Consider the following 19,751-nt stretch of genomic DNA (forward strand, 5'->3'; position numbering starts at 1 on the left):
GAATCGGGTCAGGCGAGGTGCAGCAGGACGGATGCCGCGAGGGCAGCGAGTGCGCCACCGATGAGGGGGCCGACGACCGGCACCCAGGAGTACGACCAGTCGCTCGAACCCTTGCCCTGGATCGGGAGGATCGCGTGGGCGATGCGGGGTCCGAGGTCACGTGCCGGGTTGATCGCGTAGCCGGTGGGACCACCGAGCGAGGCGCCGATACCGACGACGAGCAGAGCGACCGGAAGGGCGGTGAGCGGTCCGAGGCCTCCGGGGACTCCGACTTCGATGTCACCGTAGTCGGCGAAGGCGAGGATCACGAAGACCAGCACGAAGGTGCCGATGACCTCGGTGGCGAGATTCCATCCGTAGGAGCGGATCGCGGGACCCGTGGAGAACACGCCGAGCTTGTTGGCGGGATCAGGCTCCTCGTCGAAGTGCTGCTTGTAGGCGACCCAGACGACGACCGCACCGATGATCGCACCGAGCAGCTCTGCGCCGGTGGCTACCAGGAACATCGGGAAGTCGATCGTCCCTGCGACCAGCAGACCGATGCCGACCGCGGGGTTCAGGATCGCGCCCGAGTACGCCGAGACGAGGACACCGGCGAACACCGCGAGTCCCCACCCCCAGTTGACCATCAGGAAGCCGCCGCCGAAGCCCTTGTTCTTCGCCAGAGCGACGTTGGCGACGACGCCGCAACCGAGCAGGATGAGCATCGCCGTGCCCACCAGTTCCGACAGGAAGTAGAGACCGAGATTGACATCAGCCATGTCTTCATTGACCTTTCTTACGTGTCACGGCCCCTCTGCCGTGCCACCGGGTTGGAAAAACGTCGCGAGGAGGGCGACGGTCGTATCCCTCGTCAGCCGCGGGTGCGGGACGAGAGAACGAGTCCATGTCGTTCGTTGAGCAGCCGCCGCGTCTGGTCGAGTTCGGCGTCGAGGCGAGCACGGTCCCAGCCTAGGAGCGGAGCCATCGCTTCGGCCACATCGTCGAGCACTTCGCTTGTCGCGTTGCCGAGGAAGGCGATGCTGGTGCGGCGCATGACGACATCCTCGAGGCGGGCCACCATCTCGTTCTCGACCATCCATGCCAGTTCCCTGGTCGACAGATCACCGTCGGCCAGCGGGGCGTCCTCGCCCTGAGAGATGAAGGCCCACACGTCGGCCGCCCTGGTGCCGTACCGGGCGAGGAGCCTGCCGGCGCGTTCGCCGGCGCCCGTGAGGTTCTCCTCGATCCAGATCCGGCGTGCCTTGGTCGTTCGCGGGAAGTCGCGGCCACCGCCGATCGGAGCGCCGGCGGTCGACACTCTCCGCGTGCGGTCGAGCAGTCCGAGCACGACGTTCGCGAGGGATTCGCCGAGGGCGCGGAACGTTGTCCACTTGCCGCCGACGAGGCTCACCAGCGGCACGTCACCCTTCTCGTCGACTTCGATGCGGTAATCGCGGGAGACGAATCCGGGAGCGGTGTCCTCATGGCGGGGGAGCGGGCGGATGCCGGAGAAGCGGAAGACGATCTGCTCGCGTGACACGTCGATCTGCGGGAACACATGGTGGATGAGATCGAAGAAGTAGTCGACCTCCTCCTCCGTGCACACCGCGATCTCGCCCGGGTCGGCGTCGATGTCGGTGGTGCCGACCAGGACCCTGCCCTTGAGGGGATAGATGAGCACGATCCGCCCGTCGGAGTGCTCGAAGAAGATCTCCCTGCCGCGCGTCGCGTCGAGGAGTTCGGGGTGGTCGAGCACGATGTGCGATCCCTTGGTGCCGCCCATGTAGCGGGTGTCGACGCCGAGCGCACCATTGGTGAGGTCGGTCCACGGGCCCGAGGCATTGACGACGACGTCGGCGGCGACAGTGAACTCCGTGCCGCTCTCGCGATCGCGCAGGACGACCTTGTCGCCGTCGCGGGCGATCGCCTCGACGTAGTTGAGAGCGTGGGCACCGGCGTGTGCGGCCCGGCCATCCTGGAGCACGTCCAGGGCGAGCCGCTCAGGATCGTGCATCGACGCGTCGTAGTACGTGGCCGTGTATTTGATGTTCGGATCGAGATCAGGAAGCTCTGCGAGGGAGCGCTTCTTGCCGAGGAACCGGTGGCGGGGCACGGTGCCGCCGTCGCGGGAGAACGTGTCATAGATCATCAGGCCGACCTTGATCAGGAAGGCACCGCGTTCCTGGGGCTTGCCGCTCTTGTGCGTGAGGAAGCGCAGCGGCGCCGCGAGGATGCCGGAGAAGGTCGAATAGATCGGGATGGTGGTCTCGAGAGGCTTGACGTAGTGGGGCGCGATCCGCAGGAGACCGTTGCGTTCCTGCACGGATTCGCGGACGAGCCGGAACTCGCCGTTCTCGAGATAGCGGATGCCGCCATGGATCATGTGGCTGGAGGCCGCAGACGTGCCGGATGCGAAGTCGCCGCGTTCGACCAGGACGACGTCGATTCCCTGCAGTGCCAGATCGCGGAACGTCGAGATCCCGTTGATTCCTCCGCCGATGACCAGGACCGACGTGCGCCCCGATTCGCGAACCTCGCGCACCTCGGTGCGCTCCTTCGATGAGTGTGTCGACTCGATCACCCTCGACCTCTCTTCCATACTTGCGAACCAGCATCGACCCGCGCGACTATTGCGCGCAAGCTCACTGCACATATGTGCAAAGATCGGCGTGAAGGAGGTCGTCATGGTCGACTCGGACGCGAGACCACGTGAGGCCAAGCTGATCGCGGCGCTCACCGCGGCACAGCTCTACTACATGCAGGACAAGACGATGGAGGTGATCGCGCAGGAATTGGGAACGTCGCGGTCGTCGGTCTCACGCCTCTTGAGCTTCGCGCGGGAGAGCGGACTGGTCGACATCCGCATCAACTCGCCGCTCGAACGGCTCGGCATGCTCGAGCAGCGGATCAGGGATCGGTTCCGTGTCTCGGCGCACGTGGTGCCCATGCCGGAGATCGTCAGTGAGATGGAGCGACTCGAGCGCGTCGCCCTCACCGCCGGTCGGCTCCTGTCGCAGTTCGTCGACTCGAACATGATCATCGGCGTTGCCTGGGGGTCCACGATCAGCGCCGTCAGCCGCGGGCTGACGCAGAAGGAGACGCACAACACCACGTTCGTGCAGCTCAACGGGGCCGGGAACACGCAGACGAGCGGTGTGGAGTACTCCAGCGACATCCTGCAGCGCTTCGGCAGTGCCTTCGGCGCTCAGGTGCAGCAGTTCCCCGTGCCGGCGTTCTTCGATGATCCGTCGACGCGCGAGGCCATGTGGCGCGAGCGCAGTACGCTGCGGGTGCTCGATCTGCAATCGAAGATGGACATCGCGGTGTTCAGCCTCGGGTCCCCGGCCGCCGAGGTGCCCAGTCGCGTGTACGTCGGCGGCTATCTCGGACGCGAGGACTACCGGAGCCTCCGTGAGGACCGAGCGATCGGGGACGTCGCTACGGTGTTCTTCCGCGCCGACGGCACCTGGAAGGACATCCGTGTCAACGCGCGGGCAACAGGGCCGGGGCTCGATCGGCTGCGTAGAGTGCCGCGCCGGGTGTGCGTCGTCTCCGGCATTCCGAAGCTCGTCAGCCTCCGAGCGGCGATCGCCGCCGAGCTGATCACCGATGTCGTGCTGGACGAGGGTCTGGCTCGTCAGCTTCTCGAGGAGGGCTGAGCGCGCCTCAGGCCCCCGAGCGTGCGTCGTCGACGGACGACTCCGGGCCGGACCGGAACTCCCGGATCAGGTGCTGCACGACCATGCCGAGATCCCCGTGGGACGCGTCTGCGACAGCCAGCTGCCTGGCGTAGCTCGCGCCGGAATCGAGCGTCGTGGCGATGCTCCCGAACTCTCGTGCGCAGCCGAGGGCCGCCGCGACCGGCGCAAGTTCGGAGAGGATCTCGTTCAGGTGCTCCCGCACCGGAAGCTGGGCGCCCTCGGCATTCACGATGATCCGGGCGTCGAGCCCGTACCGGGCCGCACGCCATTTGTTCTCGCGGTGGTACCAGGAGGGGAGCTGCGGGAGCGGGATCCCCTCGTCGAGGTTGCGGGAGAAGTGTTCGACGAGCACCTGAACGAGCGCGGCGACGGCTGCCAGTTCCGGCAGCGTCGACATCCCGTCGCAGGCACGAACCTCGATGGTTCCCCACCGAGGCGCCGGGCGGATGTCCCACCGCACCTCGGTCGCGTCTGCGATCACGCCGGTGCGCACCATGTCGTCGAGGTACGTCTCGAACTGCGACCAGTCCTGCAGCGGCCAGGGAAGCCCTGCCGTCGGCAGCTGCTGGAAGACGAGCGCACGATTGGACGCGTATCCGGTGCGCTCACCGGCCCAGAACGGGCTCGAGGCGGCCAGAGACTGGAGGTGCGGAAGGAATCCGGTGAGGGCATTGATGATCGGGAACACCTTGCGATGATCCTCCACGCCGACATGCACATGGATGCCCCAGATCATCATGTTGCGCCCCCACCACTGGGTGCGCTCGATCAGCGTGTGATACCGGGTCTTGTCGCTGACCTGCTGGTCGTACCACTGCGCGAAGGGGTGGCTCCCCGCGGAGAGCAGCTCGATGCCGGCGGGATCGGTGGCCGCCCTGACGGCGGTGATCGCCTGGGCGATGTCGTCGATGGCGTGGGCCACGGTCTCGCCGACCCCGCTGGTGACCTCGATCGTGTTCGTGAGCAGCTCGCCGGTGACGGTGTGGCGCTCACTCTCGCTCTCCTGCTCGAGCGCGGCGAGCAGCTCCGGCGCACGACCGACGAGGTCACCGGTCGCCGGATCGGCGAGCATGATCTCCCATTCCACGCCGACGGTGGACCGGGCGGAGGGAGCGAACTCGAGTTTCACTCGCACAGTCTGGCACGCACGCGCCGCGATGCCGCAAGGCCGTTGTCGCCGCGTTTCGTCCTGGCGCGTGCATCTGGCAGAATAGAGGGTCGGACGACGTGCTCGACCCTCTAATCCAGCTCGCGTCCTCCATATTTGAGCTTCCGCCGGGTGTGCACCCCACTCTCCAGGCGATCGGTTCGTTTCCTTCCACACAATTCAGGAGAATCGTGGCTGTCAAGATTCGTCTCAAGCGCCTGGGCAAGATCCGTGCGCCCTACTACCGCATCGTCGTCGCCGACTCGCGCACCAAGCGCGACGGTCGTGTGATCGAAGAGATCGGCAAGTACCACCCCACCGAGGAGCCCTCCTTCATCGAGGTCGACTCCGAGCGTGCGCAGTACTGGCTCTCCGTCGGCGCTCAGCCGACTGAGCAGGTCGCCGCGATCCTCAAGATCACCGGTGACTGGGGCACGTTCAAGGGCGACGCCGACGCGAAGTCCACCCTCAAGGTGGCCGAGCCCAAGCCCGCGTTCGAGCCCGACACGAAGAAGAAGTCCGTCGTGAAGCCGAAGGCGGAGAAGAAGGAGGCTCCCGCAGAGGAGGCCCCCGCCACGGCCGACGCGGAGGCCGCTGAGGCTCCCGCAGCCGACGCCGAGTAATCGTCGTGCTCGCCGCCGCGCTCGAACACATCGTCAAGGGGATCGTCGATCACCCGGACGATGTCCAGATCCACGCATCCACATCGCCACGAGGCGACCTTCTCGAGGTGCGCGTGCACCCCGACGATCGTGGGCGCGTGATCGGGCGCGGCGGCCGCACCGCGAAGGCATTGCGCACGCTCATCTCCGCTCTGGCCGATGGGCGTCGCGTGCGCGTCGATGTCGCGGACGACTGACGTGGTGCCGAAAGAACGAAATCAGGGCAAGAATCAGCTGCGAGTCGGCCGTCTCGTCAAGGCACACGGGCTGAAGGGCGCGCTCAAGCTCGAGCTGTACACCGACAATCCCGAACGGCGTTTCGTGCCCGGGGCCGAGTTCACGTTGCAGGTGCCGGAGGCATCTCCGTGGCACGGCAAGAAGATCGCCGTTCGCGAGTATCGCGTGATGAACGGCAACCCCGTCGTCTTCTTCGACGATGTGGATGACCGTTCGGCGGCCGAGAGCCTCGTCCGTGCGATCCTCTGGATCGATCAGGATGTCGACGAGGTCGAGGACGACGCCTGGTTCGACCACCAGCTGGTCGGCCTCGACGTCGTGCGGGGCGAGAGCGTCGTCGGACGCGTCGTGCGCGTCGAGCATTTCCCCGCGCAGGATCTCCTCATCGTGAATCCGGTGTCGCCCGTCGGCACCGAGCGCGAAGTCATGGTCCCGTTCGTGCAGGCGATCGTCCCCACCGTCGATGTCGCGGCCGGCCGCGTGATCGTCACGCCTCCGCCCGGACTCTTCGAGGAGCTTCCCGAGAGTGATGACGCATCGTCGGACACCTCGGATCCCGAAGCCTCCGCGTGACCGCTGATACGGTGCAGCCGTGCGCATAGACGTCCTCTCCATCTTCCCGTCGTACTTCGACGGCCTCGCGCTCTCCTTGCTCGGCAAGGCGCAGGATGCCGGCATCCTCGACCTGCGGGTGCGGGACCTTCGGGAGTGGACGAGCGACCGTCACCGCACCGTCGACGACACACCGTACGGCGGTGGCGCCGGAATGGTCATGAAGCCGGAGCCGTGGGGACTCGCACTCGACGAGGTCACCGAAGGCTCCGAGCGGCCGACGGTGATCTTCCCCTCGCCGGCCGGGGAGCTCTTCACCCAGGCGACGGCGCGGGAGCTGTCGGCGCGCGAACACCTCGTCTTCGGCTGCGGCCGCTACGAGGGCATCGACGAACGGGTGTTCGAGTACGCGGCCACACTCGGCGATGTGAGGCTGATCAGCCTCGGCGACTATGTGCTCAACGGGGGAGAGGTCGCCACCATGGCGATGATCGAGGCCATCGGCCGGCTCATTCCCGGTGTGGTCGGCAATCCCGAGAGCCTCGTCGAGGAGTCCCACGAGGACGGGTTGCTCGAGTACCCCTCGTACACCAAACCGTCCGTCTGGCGGGAGCGAGAGGTGCCCGCCGTCCTCCTCAGTGGAAATCACGGTGCCATCGCGTCGTGGCGACGGGAGCAGCAGATCGAGCGGACTCGACGTCGGCGCCCCGACCTTCTGCCGCCTGAGGCCGGAGATCACCCGCACTCCTAGGTGCGGCATCCGATCCGCGTCTGCTGATCTAGAGCAGCCGTTCGACCCCGTGATCGATCTCGAAGATCACGTTCTGCGGATGCCGCAGCGCCAGTGCTTGCGCCGGGCTGAGACCGCGGAGCTCCGCGCGCAGCATCCGCCCGATCATCTCGTGCGAGACGAGCAGCGGAGCGCCGGTCGATGACCATCCGCAGCTGCTGAGCGCCTTGCGCGCCCGGCCCCTCGCCTGCGCATAGCTCTCACCGCCCGGGAACGCCCAGCCGTAGCGATTGGCCGCGCGCTCCTCACGCGCACCGGGGAAGGCGAGATCGATCTCGTCCCACGTCATCCCCGCCATCGCGCCATGATCCACCTCGGCGAGCTCGGGAATCTCGATGAGCTCGGCGCCCAGGCGCTCGGCGATGATCTCGGCGGTGCGCAGGGCGCGCCCGAGCGGACTCGAGCAGATGGTGCTGATCCCGGCGGAAACCAGGCTCTCGGCCATCGCCTCGGCCTGAGCGACGCCCTCCTCGGTGAGAGGCGAGTCGAGCTGGCCCTGAAGTCTGTGCTCGAGGTTCCACACCGTCTGACCGTGCCGCGCGAGGTACACGCGATCCGGAACGTGGCGGTCCTGCGGGATCATGGACTCAGAATGACACACGGCGGACGCGCTCGTCTCGTCGGCTTGCACGGCCGCCGCTGGTAGCGTCTGGGAGATGATCGACGGTGTGCCGCACGCATGAGGATATGGTCGCTCCACCCCCGCTACCTCGACAGGCAGGGCCTGGTCGCGTGCTGGCGAGAGGCGCTGCTCGCGCAAGCCGTGCTGGCCGGTCGCACGCGCGGCTACACGCGTCATCCGCAGCTCGAGCGCTTCCGCACACACCCTCATCCCGTCGACGCGATCTGCGCCTATCTCGAGAGCGTCGCCGTCGAGGCCGACGCGCGAGGGTACCGCTTCGATCGCGCTCGCATACGGCTCTCCGGGGCGGCTGCGGAGATCATCGAGGTCACCGAGGGGCAGCTCGTGCTCGAGTGGAGCCATCTCATGGCGAAGCTCACCGACCGGAGCCCCAAGGACGCCGCACGCTGGTCGCACCTCGCCATGCCCGAGCCGCATCCGCTGTTCCGGGCCGTCCCTGGGCCTGTCGCCGCGTGGGAGCGCGCCGGTGCGGTGGAAGAGTCGTGAAGGATCAGTTCACGCCGAGGAACGAGCGGTCGGTGAGAATGATCGGTCCGTCCTCGGTGATCGCGATCGTGTGCTCGGAATGCGCGCCGCGCGAACCGTCGACACTGCGCAGGGTCCAGCCGTCAGGATCGGTGATCAGTTCGTCGGTCGTGGCGAGGAACCACGGTTCGAGCGCGAGGACCAGGCCCGCCCGCAGCGGGAACCCGCGGCCGGCACGGCCGTCGTTGGCGACATGGGGGTCGCCGTGCATGGTGCGCCCGACGCCGTGTCCACCGAAGTCCGTGTTGATCGAGTAGCCCTCGGCGTGCGCGACGGCGGCGATGGCCGCCGAGATGTCGCCAATCCTGTTGCCGACGACCGAGCTCGCGATGGCCTCTTCGAGCGCACGCTCGGTGGTGTCGATGAGACGCAGATCCTCATCACGAGGGGAACCGACGATGAAGGAGACCGCGGAATCCGCGACCCAGCCGTCGACGGCGACAGCGAAATCGAGAGTGACGAGGTCGCCGTCGCGGAGCACATAGTCGTGGGGGAGCCCGTGGAGCACCGCATCGTTCACCGAGGTGCAGATCACCTTGCCGAACGGACTCGCACCGAACGAGGGGTGATAGTCGATGTAACACGACTCCGCACCCGCCTTGCGGATCATGTCATGCGCTCGGCGGTCGATTGCCAGGAGGTTGGTGCCCACCTTCGTCTCGTCGCGCAGCGTCGCCAGAGTCTCGGCGACGAAGCGCCCGGCCGCGCGCATCTCGTCGATCTCGGCAGGGGTGCGCAGTTCGATCATCAGGTGTCCTCTCGTCTCACCCATTCTCCCCGATCCTCACGCCCCGGTTGACCGGAAGCTCTCAGCGAAATCCCGCTTCGCCGCGACCCGCGCGGCGTAGCATCGCGGTATGTGGTTGCGCGAGGGTTTCTTCCGCTGGCTTCTTCCGGCGGCGTTCCTGCTGCCGCTGTGGCTGCTGATCGGCTGGGGCGTGACCGGTGCCGGCGGGTGGGCTTTCCTGCTGCTGATCATCGCGATGCCCTCCGTCTTCGTCGGGCAGCTCCTGCTCACCCTCCTCGTGCGGTCCCGCCCGTCCGTCCGCGCCAGCCGCGCGGTGTCGTGGTGGGATGTGGCGGGGTTCACGCTCTGGCACGGCCTCACGATCGCGATCGGGTTCTTTCCCCAGCAGTGGTTCGGCCTCCTGCTCGCGGGTGCGATCGCCACCGGGCTTGCGATGTTCTGGCTGATGCTCTGGCAATTGTGGAGCGAAGCCAAGGGCGGGGGTGGCACCGTGAGGTTCTTCGCCAGGACGGCGACGGCTTCATCCGTCGATGCACGGTCGCGGGTCGCGACAGACGACGAGGTGTTCATCATCCGCGAGAAGCCGGGCGCCGACGGCTGATCGCTGTTTTGGCCGTTCGCCGGATCCGTGACAGAATGGACCGTTGTGCCGTGACCGGCTCTGCCTCAGGGGAGCCCGCGGACGCGCTTGCGCCGTACGGCACGCTCTCATCCTTATTCCTTCCAGCATCATGCATCCGACCTGTGGCGAGTGCAGAGAGAGACGATCATGCAGATCCTCGACGCCGTGGACGCGGCATCCCTCCGTTCGGACATCCCGGTCTTCAACCCCGGTGACACCGTCAACGTGCACGTGAACATCACCGAGGGCAACCGCTCTCGTATCCAGATCTTCAAGGGCGTCGTCATCGGCCGCCAGGGAGACGGCGTGCGCGAGACGTTCACCGTCCGCAAGATCAGCTTCCAGGTCGGCGTCGAGCGCACCTTCCCGGTCCACTCGCCGGTGATCGACCACATCGAGGTCGTCACCCGCGGTGACGTGCGCCGCGCGAAGCTCTACTACCTGCGCGAGCTCCGCGGCAAGAAGGCGAAGATCAAGGAGAAGCGCGACAACTGACGCGCAGCCTTTCCAGAGCACCCCGGGACACGATGTCCCGGGGTGCTCTGTCTTCCCCGACGTATGCGACCCTTGTAAGTGCCGTCTTCAAGCGGTGCTCCACTGGTGAAGGAACCTGATGACGACTGACTCCGCTCCCGCGACCGCATCGAGACGGCGTCGAGGGGCTCTCGTCTTCCTGCGCGATGTCGTCGTGATCATCGTGATCGCAGCGCTGGTGTCGTTCCTCGTCAAGACTTTCGTCGTCCGCTCGTTCTACATCCCCTCTGCCTCGATGGAGCGAACGCTGCTCGTCAACGACCGCATCCTCGTCGACGAGTTGACCCCGCGATGGGCGGGATATGAGCGCGGCGACGTCGTGGTGTTCAAGGATCCGGGCGGCTGGCTGCCCGTTCAGCCGCAGACGCCGGCCCGCCCTCCTCTGGTCGAGGCGGTCGACTGGGTGCTGACGTTCGTCGGCCTGTCGACCTCGGACGCGCAGGATCACCTTGTGAAGCGACTGGTCGGATTGCCGGGGGACCACGTCGTCTGCTGCAACGCGCTGGGGCAGATCACGGTGAACGGTGCGCCGATCGACGAGCTCGACTACCTGAACCTGCCGGCCGGTGACACTGCGGCGTCGAACGATCCCTTCGACGTCGTGGTGCCGGAAGACTCCCTCTGGCTGATGGGTGACAACCGCGATCGCTCGAGGGACTCGCGCGCGCACCAGGAGTTGCCCAGCGGCGGATTCGTGCCATTGGACAACGTCGTGGGCAAGGCGTTCTTCACCACCTGGCCGCTCAACCGGCTGGGACCGATCGATGGCCATCACGACAGTTTCAACGGAGTGCCGGATTCGGAATGACCGTCGTCGCCCCCAAGCTCACCCTGGAGCGCTCCCTGCTGAAGGAGTGCGACCTGCTGATCTCGCTCGACGAGGTGGGACGCGGCGCATTGGCCGGTCCCGTCGCCGTCGGCGCCGCGGTGATGGATGCCGCGGGGGCACGGCGTCGTGTTCCCCCGGGCCTCCGCGACTCGAAGCTCGTCACGGAGAAGCGACGGCCCGAACTCGCCGTGCGCGCCGCTGCGTGGGTGCAGGCGTCGGCCGTCGGCTGGGCGAGCGCGGCGGAGGTCGACGCTGTCGGCATCATGCGGGCGCTGGGGCTCGCCGCGTCGCGCGCACTGCAGGGCGTGGTCGCGGAGGGGGCGGCACTGAGCGATGCGCTCGTGATCCTCGACGGCAACTACGACTACGTCTCCTCGGTGCACCCCGAGCCGCTCCGAGTGAGACCCGTGATCAAGGCCGATCGGGACTGTGCGTCGGTATCGGCCGCATCTGTGATCGCGAAAGTCGCCAGGGACGCGTATATGACCGAGCTGCATGACGGTCATCCGTCGTACCAGTGGAATCGCAACAAGGGGTATGCGAGCCCTGAGCACAGGGATGCGATCAGGGCCATGGGACTCTCGCCGCACCACCGCTCGTCCTGGGCGATCACGGATGCTCCGACCCTGTTCTGAGGCATCGTTCGCGCTGGCGGGGCGGCCAGCCTCCTAGGATGGAGTCATCATGGATGAGGAAGCCTTCGACGACTACGACCGCGAGCTCGAGCTGGCACTGTTCCGCGAGTACCGCGATGTCGTGTCGCAGTTCCAATACGTCGTCGAGACCGAGCGAAGGTTCTACCTCGCCAACGAGGTGAATGTCGTTCGTCGCGACACCGAGCACGACTTCTACTTCGAGATCTCCATGACCGACGTCTGGGTGTGGGACATCTACCGGGCCGACCGTTTCGTGAAGGCGGTGCGGGTGCTCACCTTCAAGGACGTCAACGTCGAGGAGCTCCAGCGCCGCGAGTTCGAACTGCCGCAGGAGCTCTCCCTCGACGGCGAGTGACACCGTCGTCCGATTCGCGCGCCGCTCCTGCACCGGACGCGCTCGGATCCGAGTCATCCCCGGATCGCGTCATCCCGGCCCGGGAACGCCCGCGCGGGCGGCCATGCTGGGCACATGGCAGCGAAGGACGACCTCGGACGCGCGGGGGAAGAACGTGCGGTGCAGCACCTGACGAGTCGGGGATACCGCGTTCTGGACCGCAACTGGCGCTGCGCGCAGGGTGAACTCGACATCGTCGCCCGTGAGGGCGATGCCCTCTGCTTCATCGAGGTGAAGACGCGCCGGGGGAACGGCTTCGGGCATCCTTTCGACGCCGTCGACGAACGAAAGCGTCGAAGGCTGTGGCGACTGGCGTTCGCCTGGGTGAGCACGCACCACGAGACGGCGTCCGGTCCGATGCGCATCGACGTCATCGGCATCATCGGTCCTGATCCCGCCACCGGCACCCTCGAGCACCTGGTGGACCTGCGATGAAGACCGCTCGCACCTGGGCCGTCGCGATGACCGGCGTCGACGGCCACCTGGTGGAGATCGAGGCGGACGTGTCGAATCAGACACCGGAGTTCAAGATCATCGGCTTGCCGGACAAAGCGCTGGGAGAGGCCGCGCAGCGCGTGCACAACGCCTGCAAGAATGCGCAGCTCGAGCTGCCGCGGCAGCGGCTCACGGTGAATCTGTCACCGGCGAGTCTTCCGAAGCACGGGTCGGGGTTCGATCTGGGCATCGCTGTCGCAGCCGTTGCGACGCGGGGGGTGCTCGAATCCGCCTCGATCGCGCGCACCGTCCATATCGGCGAACTCGGTCTCGACGGCCGGCTCCGCCCGGTTCCGGGCGTGCTGCCCGCCGTGTTCGCGGCTGCTCGCGCCGGGTTCGCGCACGTGTTCGTGCCAATCGCCAACAAGGCGGAGGCTCAGCTCGTGCCGGGCATCGAGGTCCACGGGGTCTCCACGCTCGGCGAGGTGGCTCGCTGGCACGGAGCCGATGTCGAAGTGGCGGAGGTCGTGCCGGTGCCGGCTGCGCCGGCGCCCGAACACGCAGCGGAGGTGCCGGACCTGGCTGATGTCGTCGGTCAGGAGGAGGCGGTGGATGCACTGCTCGCCGCTGCCGCAGGCGGTCACCATCTGCTGATGAGCGGACCGCCGGGCGCGGGCAAGACCATGCTGGCACAGCGGATGCCGGGAATCCTGCCGGCGCTGACCGAGGAGGCAGCGCTGGAAGTGGCCTCGATCCGTTCGCTCTCCGGCGATTCCGTGACGGTGATCGACACCCTTCCTCCGTTGGAGGCGCCGCATCACAGCGCGTCGGTCGCGGCGCTCGTGGGCGGCGGCTCGCGTGCGGCCCGCCCCGGGTCCATCGTGCGAGCGCACCGGGGAATCCTCTTCCTCGATGAGGCGGCCGAGTTCTCCCGCGTCGCGCTGGACGCGCTCCGACAGCCTTTGGAATCGGGGCGCATCGAGATCCACCGTTCCGGGTTCACGGCGAGCTTTCCTGCCAGGTTCCAGCTGGTGCTCGCGACGAACCCGTGTCCCTGCGGCAACTACGGCGTGCGGGGAGCGGAGTGCGTCTGCCCGCCGATGGCGATCCGCCGGTACTCGTCGCGCCTGTCCGGTCCGTTGCGAGACCGGATCGACATCGAGCTGCAGGTGGCTCGGGTGGCTGCGGCTCGCGCCACCTCGGGCGAGAGATCCGCACGTGACAGCGCTGCGGCGCGCGAACAGGTGTCCCACGCACGACAGCGATCGTCTCGCCGGTGGGCCGAGACCCCGTGGCGGTTGAACGCCGAGGTTCCCGGCAGCTGGTTGCGCCAGGGTCGGTTCCGTCTGCCGATCCCGGCGAGGGCGCCGCTGGACAGAGCACTCGAGCGCGGGCTGCTGACCCTGCGCGGATACGACCGCGTGCTGCGGCTCGCGTGGACGATGGCCGATCTGGCGGGCATCGATACACCCGGCCGGGATGAGGTCGGCCGCGCGCTGTTTCTGAAGAGAGGAGCAGCCGCATGATGGACGTTCTGCTCGGCGATGCTGAGACGCGCAGGGCGCTCCGTGCGCTCCGGCCGGTCGAGGACTTCGAAGGTGCGCTCGCGCGCGTCGCGTGGAATGTCGTCACCGAGCCGGGCGACGGTGTCGCGGGTGCGCTGATAGCCCAGCTCGGTGCGGAGCAGGCCCTGCGATTCGCGTTCGAGCCGGCGGCTCGAGCCAGCGCCGCCTCCGGATCCCGCCTCGAACCCGCTCCGCCGGTGACCGAGCGCGCGGAGCGGGCACTGGCGGAGGCGAGAGCGCGGTGGCGACCCCGAAGCGATCCCCGAGCGGTGCGGGATGCACTGCGCGGTGCGGCCGATGTCGCCGCTCGGTTGCTGCTCCCGGATGACCCCGAATGGCCCCGGGGGATCGACGACCTCGGCGCACATGCGCCGACCGCACTGTGGGTGCGAGGAGACGTGGCGTTGCTGGGTGCCGCCCGGAGCATCTCCGTCGTGGGGGCCCGCGCGGCGACCGCATACGGCGAGACCGTGGCCGCAGAGCTGGCGGGTGATCTCGCAGGAGACGGCACGGTCGTCGTGTCCGGCGGCGCCTACGGCATCGATGGCGCCGCACATCGGGCAGCACTGGGCGTCGGCGGCAGCACGGTCGCTTTTCTCGCCGGGGGCGTCGACCGGGCCTACCCGGCCGGTCACCAGCAGCTGTTCGGGAGGATCCGGGACTCGGGTGCAGTGGTCAGTGAGCTGCCCTGCGGCGCAGCGCCGACCAAGTGGCGCTTCCTCAGCCGTAACCGATTGATCGCGGCTCTGGGGAGTGCGACGGTCGTCGTGGAAGCCGGCTGGCGCAGCGGATCGCTCAACACCGCAGGTCACGCCGCGGCTCTCGGCAGGCCCCTGGGGGCTGTGCCCGGTCCCATCACCTCCGCTGCCTCCGCGGGGTGCCACCGGCTGATGCGCGAGTACGACGCGAGGTGCGTGACATCGGCCGCGGAGGTTCGAGAACTGATGGGGGAGAGCACTGCGCCAATGGAGCAAGAGGATCGGGAGAACCCGGAACGGCTTCGCATGCTCGATGCGCTCAGCTCGCGCGCCGCACGAGACGTGGGCGAGCTGGCGCGACGAGCCGGCTTCTCCGTGGAGCAGGCCTCTGCGATCCTCGGTCTGATGTCTTCGGAAGGGATCGTGGTCCGCGACTCGTCCGGCTGGCGGAGAACGGGCTGATGACGAGAATCTTCGTCACGGCTGCGCCTCGCGTTCGCAAGCGCCGGGGGTACCGCGCCGGTGGCTCCCACGCCGATCAACCCGAGGTGGCGGCAATCGCTTCCACTTCGATCAACCATCGCGGCTCGAGGAGCTGCTGTACAACCACTGTCCGGCAGGAGAGGTGGTCGCCGAGGTGTGCCGCGATGAGATCGACGTTGGCGGGGTCGTCCTCCGCACGGGTCAAGAAGAACCGAAGCATGACGAGGTCGTCGTAGCTCATCCTCGCTGCGCCCAGGACGACGCCGAGGTGCCGCCACACCAGCTCGGCCTGGCCGACGAAGTCCGGTGGCATGGTCACCCCGTCGGCGTCGAAACCATTGAGCCCGCTGATATAGAGCGTGCGGGCATCGGCTGGCACTTCGACGGCGTGAGCGTAGCCGCGGTACGGCGGAAACAACTGGGGCGGATTGTGCGCGCGGAGGTTGCTCATCCGAAAACGTTCGTCCACGGTCTGACCGGAGTGCATGGCATGGCGGTGAGCCTAGCCGGATGTCGTACCTACGGCGAGGCATCCGGTCCGCCGGACGACGCGCCCGGATCGAACGGCGGTGGCTCCCGGCCGACACCTGTTCCGCCGCGGAGTCGCGCGCGGTGAGATACCTTTAGCGTCGTGCCCACCATCATCGACTGTGATCCCGGCATCGATGACGCGATCGCACTCGCGATGGCGCTCGCGGGCAACGAGCTCGATGTTCGCGCCATCACCACCAGTTACGGCAATGTGAGTGTCTCGCAGACCACCACTAACGCGATCCGCGTGCTCGACTGGCTGGGCAGCGACCTTCCCGTTCATGCGGGTGCAAGCCGTTCGCTGCTGGGTCCCGCTATCGATGCCGCCGTGTATCACGGCGCGACAGGTCTCGAGGCACCGGACTTGGGAAAGCCCTCCCGTCTGCCCGACAGCACCGCTGCAATCCGCTTCCTCATCGACGCCCTCTCTTCCGGAGGCGACAAGATCACGATCGTGGCGCTCGGGCCCCTGACGAACATCGCCTTGGCGCTGCGGATCGAGCCGTCGATTGCGGATGGGATCGAACGGATCGTCATCATGGGCGGCAGCACCGACTATGGCAATGACAGCCCGGCGGCCGAATTCAACTTCCTCGCGGATCCGCATGCAGCCCAGATCGTGCTCGATTCAGGGCTGCCGATCTCGTTGTTCGGGCTCAACGTCACGCATAGACTCATCGCCACCCCGGAGCGGCTCGGGCGATTGCGCGCGATCGGAACAAGCACGAGCAGAATCACAGCCGACATGATCGCGTACTTCGAGGCGGTCTACGTCCAGCGCTACGGCTTCGCCGGTGCAGCACTGCACGACCCGTGCACGATCGCCTATCTCCTCGAGCCGTCGATGTTCGACATGCGTCCAATGCGGGTCGACGTGGACACCTCGTCCGGGCTGAGTCTCGGCCGAGCGGTCTATGACGTGTGGGGTATAGCGGGAGCGGCCCCCAACGCCGAGGTTGCAGTCGACGTCGATCCGGAAGCCTTCTTCGACCTGCTCGACGCTCGCATCGCGGCATATCCGTCTCGCAGCTCCTGATCCCGCAGCCTCACTACCGCCGCGATGGATCGCCATGGCGGCGAGGCTACGGGTGTCCCGTGAGGTGCGCGGCATGCTGGACGTATGAAGCTCTCGGCAGCGGCTGCGGCGTTCACCACGCACCTCACCGAGGTGCGCCGGCTGTCGCCGGCGACGGTTCGCGCCTATCGCGCCGACCTGCGGGACCTGGTCGAGTGTACGGACGACGCCGACCTCGACGCGGTCGATCTCGAAACCCTGCGTGACTGGCTATGGCGAGCCACGCAGCGCGGCGACGCCCGCGCCACCTTGGCACGTCGTGCGGCGGCGGCTCGTGGATTCTTCTCCTGGGCGAAGGACGAAGAGCTGATCGGCAACGACCCGAGCCTCCGCCTCATCGCACCGAAACGAGGCCGGAGCCTGCCTGCCGTCGCCTCCCAGGAGGGTATGCGGACGCTGCTGGATGCGAAAGGCCGCGCTGCAGCGGACGGAGATCCGATCGCCGTCCGGGACCACGCCGTGCTCGAGCTGCTCTACGGATCGGGCATGCGAGTGTCCGAGCTCTGCGGGCTGGACCTCGACGACCTCGATCTGGATCGCGCTACGGCCAAGGTACTGGGGAAGGGCTCGAAGGAACGCGTCGTTCCTTTCGGGTTGCCGGCGAGGGACGCTGTCGCCGCGTATACGACACGGGCTCGTCATTCGCTGGCCGCACGGGCGGCCCGCCCGACGCCGGCTGTGTTTCTCGGCGCGCGGGGCGCGCGACTCGGCCCTCGTTCGGTGTACTCGCTCGTCGCTGATGCCCTCGGCCCGATCATCGGTTCGGACACGGTCGGCCCACATGCCCTGCGGCATTCCGCGGCGACACATCTGCTCGACGGCGGAGCTGATCTGCGTGCGGTGCAGGAGATCCTCGGGCACGCGAGCCTCGGCACCACGCAGATCTACACGCACGTGTCGGCGGAGCGGCTCACCGCGACCTATCGCCTCGCGCATCCGCGGGCCTGAGCTCTCGATCACCGGGGAGTCACAGCGCAGCGCAGCACGGCAGCAACACGGCACGCGGCACGCCGCCGAACAACAGCATCGGATTGATGTAGTCACCGTCGAGCCGCACGCCGAGGTGGAGGGTTCCGGGCCGAGCGTGGCCGCCGACATCGACGGTGCCGATCTCATCACCGGCCGCGACGATGGCGCCCGGGTTGAGCGTTGACACCAGGGGCTCGAAAGTCGTGACCAGCCCGGATCCGTGGTCGATGGTGAGCAGCTGCCGATCGACGACCGCCCCGCGGAAGGCGACGATGCCGTCGGCAGGGGAGCGGACGACCTCTCCCGGCGTTGCGGCGATATCGATTCCACGATGGCCCGCCCCGTACTCGTGAGCCGGCGCGCGGAAGGGCACGATCACTTCACGCGTCACCACCGGCCACGCCCACGAGGGAAGCCCGTCCTCCGGGTCTTCATCCTCACCGGCGGCGGGCGCCGGCAGCAGGAGAAGCATGATCACGGCCAAGGCGATCGCGGTCCGTCGTCGGTTTTGAGCTCGCATCGGTCCATCCTCCGCGGCGGGTCACACCGGGCGAAGCCCCCACCCCGCGGAGGGCGGAGAATCCGCGCGCACGCTGATCTGTGCAGGGATGGAGTCCCGGCGGCATCCTGTATGCTGGGGGAGCACCTCGGTATCGAGGTGACTACGCGTGCCCAGAGCGACTTCGGTCGTGGCATCCACTCCCACAGGTCCTGCTCCTCGAGCGGGCGGGTGTGCGCCGGGTACCAGGAAGTCCGATCAGCAGATCGGCAGACAACCTCAACGGCGCAGATCGCGCCAGAACCAGGAGACGACCATGGCTGTGGTCACCATCCGCCAGCTGCTCGACAGCGGCGTTCACTTCGGACACCAGACCCGCCGGTGGAACCCGAAAGTCAAGCGCTTCATCCTCACCGAGCGCAGCGGCATCCACATCATCGACCTGCAGCAGTCGCTCGGCTACATCGACAAGGCCTACGACTTCGTCAAGGAGACCGTCGCGCACGGCGGCACGATCCTCTTCGTCGGCACCAAGAAGCAGGCGCAGGAGATCCTCGCAGAGCAGGCGACCCGCGTCGGCCAGCCGTTCGTGAACCAGCGCTGGCTCGGTGGACTCCTCACCAACTTCCAGACGATCTCCAAGCGTCTCGCGCGCATGAAGGAGCTCGAGGAGCTCGACTACGAGGTCCCGGCGAACAGCGGCTTCACCAAGAAGGAGCTCCTGCTGAAGAAGCGCGAGCTCGACAAGCTGCACAAGTCGCTCGGCGGCATCCGCAACCTCACCAAGACGCCTTCGGCGATCTGGGTCGTCGACGCCAAGCGCGAGCACCTCGCCATCGACGAGGCCAAGAAGCTCGGCATCCCGGTGATCGGCATCCTCGACACCAACGCCGACCCGGACGACTTCCAGTACCCGATCCCGGGCAACGACGACGCGATCCGCTCCGTCTCGCTGCTCACCCGCATCATCGCGGACGCCGCGGCCGAGGGCCTGCAGCAGAAGCACAACCCCGAATCGGGTGACGCCGAGCCGCTGGCCGAGTGGGAGAAGGAGCTGCTCGAGGTTCCCGCCGACGGCACCGAGGCCGAGACTCCGGCCGCCGAGGCGGAGACCCCCGCCACCGAGGCTGACGCCCCCGCCACCGAGGCTGACGCCCCCGCCGCTGACGCTGACGCCGAGGCTCCGGCCGCTGACGTCGAGGCTGCTGACGCTGACGCCGAGGCTCCGGCCGCTGACGTCGAGGCTGCTGACGCTGACGCTCCGGCCGCTGAGACCGAGGCTCCCGCCGAGGCTGAGGCGCCGGCCGCCGCAGACGCCAAGTAATCCCCGCGAACACCTCGCACACTCACATCACGAAGCAAGGAGCCACCACACATGGCCAACTTCACCATCGCCGACCTCAAGGCGCTGCGTGAGCAGCTCGGCACGGGAATGGTCGACACCAAGAAGGCGCTCGAGGAGGCCGACGGAGAC

24 protein-coding genes and 1 pseudogene are annotated in these 19,751 nt (G+C 67.5%); 18 read left to right on the top strand and 7 right to left on the bottom strand.

What is annotated here, in order from left to right; all coding sequences use genetic code 11:
• Nucleotides 1–8: 8 nt before the first annotated feature.
• Both RIN18_RS01125 and RIN18_RS01130 read right to left on the bottom strand, forming a co-directional pair.
• Nucleotides 9–761, bottom strand: a complete 753-nt coding sequence (locus RIN18_RS01125; protein ID WP_309102091.1) for an MIP/aquaporin family protein — start codon at nucleotides 759–761, stop codon at nucleotides 9–11.
• A gap of 92 nt (nucleotides 762–853) precedes the next feature.
• Nucleotides 854–2,581: a glycerol-3-phosphate dehydrogenase/oxidase gene (locus RIN18_RS01130; protein WP_375163475.1), complete on the bottom strand. Its 1,728-nt coding sequence runs from the start codon at nucleotides 2,579–2,581 to the stop codon at nucleotides 854–856.
• 85 nt (nucleotides 2,582–2,666) lie between these two features.
• Between RIN18_RS01130 and RIN18_RS01135 the strand changes: the two genes are divergently transcribed.
• On the top strand, nucleotides 2,667–3,641 hold the full coding sequence (locus tag RIN18_RS01135; RefSeq protein WP_309102093.1) for a sugar-binding domain-containing protein: 975 nt from the start codon (nucleotides 2,667–2,669) through the stop codon (nucleotides 3,639–3,641).
• A 7-nt stretch (nucleotides 3,642–3,648) separates the two neighbouring features.
• Here the strand turns inward: RIN18_RS01135 and RIN18_RS01140 are convergent, their stop codons facing one another.
• A complete protein-coding gene (locus tag RIN18_RS01140; protein WP_309102094.1) occupies nucleotides 3,649–4,812 on the bottom strand; it encodes a glutamate--cysteine ligase in 1,164 nt (387 codons plus the stop codon).
• Nucleotides 4,813–5,021: 209 nt separating this feature from the next.
• On the opposite strand from RIN18_RS01140, the gene rpsP reads away from it, so the two are divergent.
• Genes rpsP through trmD form a run of 4 tightly spaced genes read left to right on the top strand, consistent with a single transcriptional unit; the run spans nucleotide 5,022 to nucleotide 7,032 of the window.
• On the top strand, nucleotides 5,022–5,453 hold the full coding sequence (gene rpsP, locus RIN18_RS01145; RefSeq protein WP_309102095.1) for a 30S ribosomal protein S16: 432 nt from the start codon (nucleotides 5,022–5,024) through the stop codon (nucleotides 5,451–5,453).
• A 5-nt stretch (nucleotides 5,454–5,458) separates the two neighbouring features.
• A complete protein-coding gene (locus RIN18_RS01150) occupies nucleotides 5,459–5,689 on the top strand; it encodes an RNA-binding protein (protein WP_309102096.1) in 231 nt (76 codons plus the stop codon).
• Entirely contained in the window at nucleotides 5,673–6,302 is a 630-nt protein-coding gene (gene rimM, locus RIN18_RS01155) for a ribosome maturation factor RimM (RefSeq protein WP_309102097.1), read from the top strand. The genes RIN18_RS01150 and rimM overlap by 17 nt, the downstream gene beginning before the upstream one ends.
• A gap of 19 nt (nucleotides 6,303–6,321) precedes the next feature.
• Nucleotides 6,322–7,032 carry a tRNA (guanosine(37)-N1)-methyltransferase TrmD gene (gene trmD / locus RIN18_RS01160; protein WP_309102098.1) on the top strand — a complete coding sequence of 237 codons (711 nt, stop codon included), beginning with the start codon at nucleotides 6,322–6,324 and terminating at the stop codon, nucleotides 7,030–7,032.
• A gap of 28 nt (nucleotides 7,033–7,060) precedes the next feature.
• Here trmD and RIN18_RS01165 read toward each other — a convergent pair whose 3' ends face one another.
• A complete protein-coding gene (locus tag RIN18_RS01165) occupies nucleotides 7,061–7,654 on the bottom strand; it encodes a histidine phosphatase family protein (protein ID WP_309102099.1) in 594 nt (197 codons plus the stop codon).
• Nucleotides 7,655–7,750: 96 nt separating this feature from the next.
• On the opposite strand from RIN18_RS01165, the gene RIN18_RS01170 reads away from it, so the two are divergent.
• Nucleotides 7,751–8,200 (top strand): pyrimidine dimer DNA glycosylase/endonuclease V, encoded by a 450-nt coding sequence (locus RIN18_RS01170; protein WP_309102100.1) that lies wholly within the window; start codon nucleotides 7,751–7,753, stop codon nucleotides 8,198–8,200.
• Nucleotides 8,201–8,204: 4 nt separating this feature from the next.
• Here RIN18_RS01170 and map read toward each other — a convergent pair whose 3' ends face one another.
• Nucleotides 8,205–8,987, bottom strand: coding sequence for a type I methionyl aminopeptidase (gene map, locus RIN18_RS01175; protein WP_309102120.1), 783 nt, complete (start codon nucleotides 8,985–8,987; stop codon nucleotides 8,205–8,207).
• A 109-nt stretch (nucleotides 8,988–9,096) separates the two neighbouring features.
• Between map and RIN18_RS01180 the strand changes: the two genes are divergently transcribed.
• The 8 genes from RIN18_RS01180 (at nucleotide 9,097) to dprA (ending at nucleotide 15,182) form a co-directional block, all read left to right on the top strand.
• Nucleotides 9,097–9,588 (top strand): MFS transporter permease, encoded by a 492-nt coding sequence (locus RIN18_RS01180; RefSeq protein ID WP_309102101.1) that lies wholly within the window; start codon nucleotides 9,097–9,099, stop codon nucleotides 9,586–9,588.
• A gap of 168 nt (nucleotides 9,589–9,756) precedes the next feature.
• Complete coding sequence (rplS, locus tag RIN18_RS01185; RefSeq protein WP_309102102.1) at nucleotides 9,757–10,104, top strand: 50S ribosomal protein L19; 348 nt, start codon at nucleotides 9,757–9,759, stop codon at nucleotides 10,102–10,104.
• Nucleotides 10,105–10,222: 118 nt separating this feature from the next.
• Nucleotides 10,223–10,951, top strand: coding sequence for a signal peptidase I (gene lepB, locus RIN18_RS01190; protein ID WP_309102103.1), 729 nt, complete (start codon nucleotides 10,223–10,225; stop codon nucleotides 10,949–10,951).
• Nucleotides 10,948–11,607 (top strand): ribonuclease HII, encoded by a 660-nt coding sequence (locus RIN18_RS01195; RefSeq protein WP_309102104.1) that lies wholly within the window; start codon nucleotides 10,948–10,950, stop codon nucleotides 11,605–11,607. The genes lepB and RIN18_RS01195 overlap by 4 nt, the downstream gene beginning before the upstream one ends.
• A gap of 49 nt (nucleotides 11,608–11,656) precedes the next feature.
• Nucleotides 11,657–11,983 carry a DUF2469 family protein gene (locus RIN18_RS01200; protein WP_017830719.1) on the top strand — a complete coding sequence of 109 codons (327 nt, stop codon included), beginning with the start codon at nucleotides 11,657–11,659 and terminating at the stop codon, nucleotides 11,981–11,983.
• Nucleotides 11,984–12,097: 114 nt separating this feature from the next.
• Nucleotides 12,098–12,457 carry a YraN family protein gene (locus RIN18_RS01205; RefSeq protein WP_309102105.1) on the top strand — a complete coding sequence of 120 codons (360 nt, stop codon included), beginning with the start codon at nucleotides 12,098–12,100 and terminating at the stop codon, nucleotides 12,455–12,457.
• Complete coding sequence (locus RIN18_RS01210; protein WP_309102106.1) at nucleotides 12,454–13,983, top strand: YifB family Mg chelatase-like AAA ATPase; 1,530 nt, start codon at nucleotides 12,454–12,456, stop codon at nucleotides 13,981–13,983. The genes RIN18_RS01205 and RIN18_RS01210 overlap by 4 nt, the downstream gene beginning before the upstream one ends.
• Nucleotides 13,980–15,182, top strand: coding sequence for a DNA-processing protein DprA (gene dprA / locus RIN18_RS01215; protein ID WP_309102107.1), 1,203 nt, complete (start codon nucleotides 13,980–13,982; stop codon nucleotides 15,180–15,182). Before RIN18_RS01210 ends, dprA begins: the two co-directional genes overlap by 4 nt.
• Before the next feature lie 76 nt (nucleotides 15,183–15,258).
• Here dprA and RIN18_RS01220 read toward each other — a convergent pair whose 3' ends face one another.
• A complete protein-coding gene (locus tag RIN18_RS01220) occupies nucleotides 15,259–15,690 on the bottom strand; it encodes a RidA family protein (protein ID WP_309102108.1) in 432 nt (143 codons plus the stop codon).
• Between the two features lie 144 nt (nucleotides 15,691–15,834).
• On the opposite strand from RIN18_RS01220, the gene RIN18_RS01225 reads away from it, so the two are divergent.
• A complete protein-coding gene (locus tag RIN18_RS01225) occupies nucleotides 15,835–16,770 on the top strand; it encodes a nucleoside hydrolase (protein ID WP_309102109.1) in 936 nt (311 codons plus the stop codon).
• An 84-nt stretch (nucleotides 16,771–16,854) separates the two neighbouring features.
• Nucleotides 16,855–17,757 (top strand): tyrosine-type recombinase/integrase, encoded by a 903-nt coding sequence (locus RIN18_RS01230; RefSeq protein ID WP_309102110.1) that lies wholly within the window; start codon nucleotides 16,855–16,857, stop codon nucleotides 17,755–17,757.
• Nucleotides 17,758–17,776: 19 nt separating this feature from the next.
• On the opposite strand, the gene RIN18_RS01235 is transcribed toward RIN18_RS01230, so the two are convergent.
• Complete coding sequence (locus tag RIN18_RS01235; RefSeq protein WP_309102111.1) at nucleotides 17,777–18,298, bottom strand: M23 family metallopeptidase; 522 nt, start codon at nucleotides 18,296–18,298, stop codon at nucleotides 17,777–17,779.
• A 295-nt stretch (nucleotides 18,299–18,593) separates the two neighbouring features.
• On the opposite strand from RIN18_RS01235, the gene rpsB reads away from it, so the two are divergent.
• Together rpsB and RIN18_RS01245 are read left to right on the top strand one after the other, a co-directional pair.
• Entirely contained in the window at nucleotides 18,594–19,601 is a 1,008-nt protein-coding gene (gene rpsB, locus RIN18_RS01240; protein ID WP_309102112.1) for a 30S ribosomal protein S2, read from the top strand.
• A 51-nt stretch (nucleotides 19,602–19,652) separates the two neighbouring features.
• Nucleotides 19,653–19,751 (top strand): annotated as a pseudogene (locus RIN18_RS01245) (elongation factor Ts); the annotation flags it as partial.

Origin of the sequence: Microbacterium sp., assembly GCF_031179285.1 — a bacterium.
Taxonomy (GTDB): domain Bacteria; phylum Actinomycetota; class Actinomycetes; order Actinomycetales; family Microbacteriaceae; genus Microbacterium.